6 protein-coding genes and 1 tRNA gene are annotated in these 5,774 nt (G+C 38.7%); 3 read left to right on the plus strand and 4 right to left on the minus strand.

All coding sequences use genetic code 11. From position 1 onward, the window contains the following. Positions 1-151: 151 nt before the first annotated feature. Positions 152-227, minus strand: a tRNA-Gly gene (locus tag AC1DPQ_RS15710). Between the two features lie 94 nt (positions 228-321). Continuing rightward, positions 322-810: a regulatory protein RecX gene (locus tag AC1DPQ_RS15715; RefSeq protein WP_477610154.1), complete on the minus strand. Its 489-nt coding sequence runs from the start codon at positions 808-810 to the stop codon at positions 322-324. A 61-nt stretch (positions 811-871) separates the two neighbouring features. On the opposite strand from AC1DPQ_RS15715, the gene AC1DPQ_RS15720 reads away from it, so the two are divergent. The 3 genes from AC1DPQ_RS15720 (at position 872) to arsC (ending at position 4,531) form a co-directional block, all read left to right on the plus strand. Further along, entirely contained in the window at positions 872-3,331 is a 2,460-nt protein-coding gene (locus AC1DPQ_RS15720; RefSeq protein WP_477610156.1) for a bifunctional UDP-N-acetylmuramoyl-tripeptide:D-alanyl-D-alanine ligase/alanine racemase, read from the plus strand. 254 nt (positions 3,332-3,585) lie between these two features. Further along, positions 3,586-4,176 (plus strand): DUF502 domain-containing protein, encoded by a 591-nt coding sequence (locus AC1DPQ_RS15725; RefSeq protein WP_057935154.1) that lies wholly within the window; start codon positions 3,586-3,588, stop codon positions 4,174-4,176. A 10-nt stretch (positions 4,177-4,186) separates the two neighbouring features. Then, positions 4,187-4,531, plus strand: coding sequence for an arsenate reductase (glutaredoxin) (arsC, locus tag AC1DPQ_RS15730; RefSeq protein ID WP_477584691.1), 345 nt, complete (start codon positions 4,187-4,189; stop codon positions 4,529-4,531). 173 nt (positions 4,532-4,704) lie between these two features. On the opposite strand, the gene AC1DPQ_RS15735 is transcribed toward arsC, so the two are convergent. Both AC1DPQ_RS15735 and AC1DPQ_RS15740 read right to left on the minus strand, forming a co-directional pair. Then, complete coding sequence (locus AC1DPQ_RS15735; RefSeq protein ID WP_477610158.1) at positions 4,705-5,199, minus strand: hypothetical protein; 495 nt, start codon at positions 5,197-5,199, stop codon at positions 4,705-4,707. A 25-nt stretch (positions 5,200-5,224) separates the two neighbouring features. Next, entirely contained in the window at positions 5,225-5,725 is a 501-nt protein-coding gene (locus tag AC1DPQ_RS15740; protein WP_477610159.1) for a hypothetical protein, read from the minus strand. Positions 5,726-5,774 lie beyond the last annotated feature (49 nt).

Consider the following 5,774-nt stretch of genomic DNA (forward strand, 5'->3'; position numbering starts at 1 on the left):
CTCGGGGCGGGAATCGAACCCGCACGCCTTTGAAAGCACAGGATTTTAAGTCCTGCGTGTCTACCAGTTCCACCACCCGAGCATTAGCCGCTACCGATCTCCATCGGCTTGGTTAACTTTAAAATAAATGCCTTCTGGTAGGAAGGCATTTTGGAGCGAAAGACGAGATTCGAACTCGCGACCCCGACCTTGGCAAGGTCGTGCTCTACCAACTGAGCTACTTTCGCATGAACAAAACTGATGTTGTTGTTTCGTTTTGGTGATGCAAATATAGGCAGATTTATATTTCTGTCAAGAGATTTCTTGTTAAAAATTTAATATTTAATTTAAATTGCTGGCTTTCAGTACAAGTAAAATTAAATCAGTTTCAAAACCTTTTGCCTGAAGGTAGCTCATTAGCTTATTTTTTCTTTTAAACAGATCATTTTCGTTCAAACTCTCCACTTTTTTGATGGCCAATTTTTCTATCGTTTGTAAATAATCATCATCATCGATGCTGTAAATTGCCTTTTGCAGAATTTTATCGGGCACACCCTTTAATTTCAAACCCTGTTTAATTTTAACACGCCCCCAATGTTTAATGTTGAATTTGCCCGATGCATAACTTTTAGCAAACCTTTCTTCATTTAAAAAATTATTCAAAATCAACTCGCTTATAATTTCTTCCAGTTCATCGCCACGCATACCCCATTCTACCAGTTTATACCGTACTTCCTTTTGCGAGCGCTCCTGGTAAGCACAAAAATGCTCGGCTTTTACCAACGCTTGTTTTTTATCTAATAATACTGCTTCTTGTTTACCGCTTTTCATAATTATTTACTGAAATTCGTAAAAATAATAGCGATTACCGTATTTTTCTGAATATAATAGCATGCAAAATCCAATATACACCATTGCCAAAATAGCCGAAATTTTAAATGCCGATGCCAAATTAGTTGATGAACAGGTAATTATTCAATATCTGGTGGTCGATAGCCGTTCGGTTTTGGTTCCGGAAAATTCTGTGTTTTTTGCCCTGTCTTCGCACCGTAATGGACATGAATTTATTAGAGATGCTTATGCAAAGGAAATCAGGAATTTTGTAATTACCGAGGCGAAATACATTAACGAGTACCCCGACTGCAATTTTTTATTGGTAGACGATGCTTTGGCGTCGCTACAAAAACTTGCTATCGAACACCGGAATCAATTTGATCTAAAAACCATCGGTATTACGGGGAGTAATGGAAAAACAATTGTTAAAGAATGGTTGTATCAGCTCCTGGCTGCCGATTTTAATATCGTTAAAAGTCCTAAGAGTTATAATTCACAGATCGGGGTGCCGCTTTCCATATGGCAGATTGAGGCCGATCATACGCTGGGTATTTTTGAAGCTGGTATTTCCGCAGTTAACGAGATGCAATACTTGGCAGAAATTATCCAGCCCGAAATTGGAATCTTAACTAATATCGGCGAAGCACATGCCGAAGGATTCGGTTCAAAAAAAGAAAAACTAACAGAGAAATTAAAACTCTTTGCAGCATCAGAACTGTTTATTTATTCGCCTGAATATATAAGCGAAATAAGCGTAAAAGAACTGCCTGGTAAAAAACAGTTTAGCTGGAGCAGCAAACAAGCGGCAGATCTTCAGGTTATTGCGGTTGAACCCATCGAAGGCAACTGCTACCTGAGGGCCATTTATCAAAATAGGGAAATTGAATGCATTTTGCCTTTTAAAGATAAAGCTTCGATAGAAAATGGAATGATCTGCTGGGCAACCTTACTGGCTTTAGGCTATACGCCAGAGCAGGCTGATTTACGTTTGGAAAAATTGAGTCATGTGAGCATGCGTTTAGAGCTGAAAAATGGGATTAACCAATGTTCCATTATCGACGATTCTTACAGTGCCGATATTTCTTCGTTGGCCATTGCCCTGGATTTTTTAAATCAACAGAATCAGCACGCAAAGAAAACCGTTATTCTTTCCGAATTATTTGAAACGGGGAGAGCGGATTTGGATTTATATAGGGAGATTTCAGAACTGCTTTTACAGAAGAAGGTAAACCGCCTGATTGGAATTGGGACTCATATTTCTAAATATGCTGATCTTTTTAAGTTTGAGACGCAGTTTTTCGACGACACCAATGCCTTTATCGATGCTTTTCCTGGTTTACAGTTTAACCATGAAACGATATTGGTAAAAGGGGCCAGACGGTTCGAATTTGGTCGGATCAGTAAACTCCTTACCCAGAAAATACACGATACGGTTTTAGAAATCGATTTGAATGCCATGGTTGGTAATCTGCAATTTTACAGATCTAAAATCAAACCAGGTGTTAAAATGATGGCTATGGTTAAGGCCTTTTCTTACGGAAGCGGAAGTTTTGAAATTGCCAATTTATTGCAGTTCCATAAGGTAGATTATCTGGCGGTAGCTTATACCGATGAAGGTATCGCTTTGCGGAAAGCGGGAATCACGCTGCCGATTATGGTGATGAGTCCTGAAGAATCGGCTTTCGAAGCCATCATTAAACACAAGCTTGAACCCGAAATTTACAGTATAGAAATTCTGAATAGTTTTTTAAATGCATTGTCTGATTATGATTTCGATTACCCCATCCACATTAAAATAGATAGTGGCATGCACCGTTTGGGCTTTGATCAGTCAGAAATCGATCCATTGTCCAATCTGCTTAAAGACTCGGCGAGGGTAAAGGTTCAAAGTATTTTTTCTCACCTGGTGGCAAGCGATGCAGCAGAGCATGATGGATTTACGCAACAGCAGATCGCACGGTTTAAAATTATCGCCAACCAGTTGGTCGAAGTTTTAGGCTACGAGCCATTGCTTCATATATCCAATACTTCGGGCATTTCGCGTTGGCCAGAAGGGCAAATGGACATGGTCCGTTTGGGCATAGGCCTGTATGGTTTCGACGCTGCATTGCTGAATAACCGGGGTTTGCAAACCGTAATGGTGCTTAAAACTACGGTTACCCAAGTGAAGACATTGGCTCCGGGTGAAACTGTAGGCTATAGCAGGAGGGGAATAATGCCAAATGGTGGAAAAATAGCGACAGTAAAAATAGGCTATGCCGACGGCTATACCAGGTATTTTGGCAATGGAGTGGGTAAAATGCTTATAAATGGCCACTTGGTACCAACAAYTGGTTCAATCTGCATGGACATGACCATGTTGGATATCACAGGCATTGATGTGAAGCCTGGTGATGAAGCTATTGTTTTTAATAAGGAGCACACCATTATGCAACTGGCCGAAGATATCGGCACCATTCCTTATGAAATTCTGACCAATATCTCGCAAAGGGTTAAACGTGTTTATTTTTATGAATAGTTTTTAGTTCATTGGTTCAGTGTTCATTAGTGTAGCATATTGCGTATTGGTTCAGTGTTCATTGGTCATTTGTATAGCGTATTGGTTCATTTGTTCAGTGGTTCATTGGTCATTAGTATAGCGTATTGCCTATTGCCTATTGGTTCATTGGTATAGAGCAGATTGTTTAGTAGGCTCTTGGTACAAATGAACCAATGACAAATGAACCATTGAACATGTCACGAATGAACTAAAAAAAATGTTATTTTTGCGCCATGAATAAAGTCGGGAAAGCTATTTTAAACTATTTGATTAAAGGTTTATTAATTGTTGTGCCCATTGCCGTAAGTATTTTTATTGTGGTTTGGGCAGTTACAACTGTAGATAGCTGGTTAAATGTAAACAATATTTTAGGCGTAAATCCAAGTACAGGCGAAAGCCGGAACATCCCTGGTTTAGGTTTGCTGACGGTTTTAGCCCTCATTTTGCTGGCCGGTATCTTTGTAACCAATTTGGTAACCGAGCCCATGTACAATTGGTTTCAGCGGATTATGCAGCGGTTACCCTTACTTAATTTTATCTATTCATCCATAAAAGATTTAACAGAAGCTTTTGTAGGTGATGAGAAGAAATTTAACCATCCGGTGCTGGTAGAAGTGGAGGGAGGCCTAAAAAAGATTGGATTTTTAACGCAGAACGATCTGCATAAACTCAATTTGCCCGAAGAAGTAGCCGTATATTTTCCACTTTCTTATTCTTTTGCAGGTCAGCTTTGTATTGTAAGAAGAGATAAAGTGACTGATTTGCATATGACAGCAGCTGATGCCATGAAACTGGTGGTTAGCGGTGGTGTAAGCGGACTTTAAACATTTCTAAATGATTACGATTTATCACAATAACAGATGCACTAAAAGCCGTTGTGCTTTAGTGGAATTAGAAAATAGTGGAAAGGCTTTCGAGGTGGTTTATTATCTGGAAACTCCACCAAACAAATCCGAACTACAATCTATTATTCAAAAACTGGGTATTAAACCATTGGAATTGATCCGGAAAGGTGAAAAGGTTTTTACTGAAAACTATAAAGGAAAAATCTTGACTGATGAAGAATGGATTGATGCCATGGTTGTACATCCTATTTTAATTGAAAGACCGATTATCATCTCAGGAGATAAAGCTGTAATTGCCAGACCAACCGAAAAGATAAAAGAGATTTTGGGTTAACTTAAAATCGAGTTATCGTCATGCTGAACTTGTTTCAGCATCTAAAATAGTTCTTTCTAATGTGGCACGTCACCCTGAATTTATTTCAGGGTCTATATGAAGGATAGATGCTGAAATAAATTCAGCATGACGATCGTATTTGGAAATGTACTTCGAAGTACAATCTGCAGAATCTAAAAAATATTCTTGAAACTAAACAGAAAGAATACTACAATGATAAAGCCAACAAGAAGCCTCGAATAGTATTCCCTGATAAAAAGCCCGCATAAAATCAGTTTATCGTCGTCTACATTGGTATGTAACATGCCATTTCCGCTTGAAGCATTGAATAAAATCTGTTTATCCTGATGGTCGTTTAACGACCACCGGCTTAACCAGCTGTTTTGAAAGCTCCAGTCAAAAGCATCGCCAGAGGCAAATACAATTTTTGCTTTAAAACGAAGCCAGTCATAAGTAATTATAGCTAAAACCTCATTCTGATTGTTCAGTAATTTAGTTTCAGGTTTAGAAAACCCTTCACTTTTTAACAGGTAAATACCTGCCTGGGTAGTGGCTATTGCCGAATTTTTYCACGAACTAAAATTCAGCGAAAATTTTAATAGTCCGTTGTTAAATACCTGATAATTGCTATCAAATAAACCTTTTCTCCAATTTAATACCTGTTCCATCTCACAAAAGGATTTAATTTCACTACTAATGGCGCATTGTTGATATCACTATGATTGGCATGAAGCAGGCAATAAGTGTAACTACCCGTTTGTTGTAAATATGCTTAATAAACAAACCTGCTACAATCAATAATTCATTGTCTGTATCCGATGATATTGCACCGCTATAGCTGCTTGCGTTATACGTGATGTGCTCGTTGTTATAATTGCTTACCGTGAACTGCGATTTCCATATTCCGGTTGATGTCCATTCGTACCGTTCGCCGGATTTTAAGCTGATTACGGCTTTTGATTTCCAGCTGTCGTAAGTAATCACCGCAACCAGGTCATTTGTTTTTCGGTCGATTACATTAGTTCTCGATTGCCAAAACCCCACATTGGAGAAGAAATAATTTTTGTCATCAAACACGCCCTCTGCATCACTTCGCCAAGTTCCAAAAGAGATCATTCCCTTCTGAATACCATCTACAAAGAGTTGAAAGTCCCCGCTCAACCAATTACTTCTCCAATTGATAAATTTCGCCATTTCAATTACGTTTTATTTTAGATAGCAGTTTTCTCCAGTTGTTACAATA

The organism is Pedobacter sp. 01T416_2, assembly GCF_056398925.1.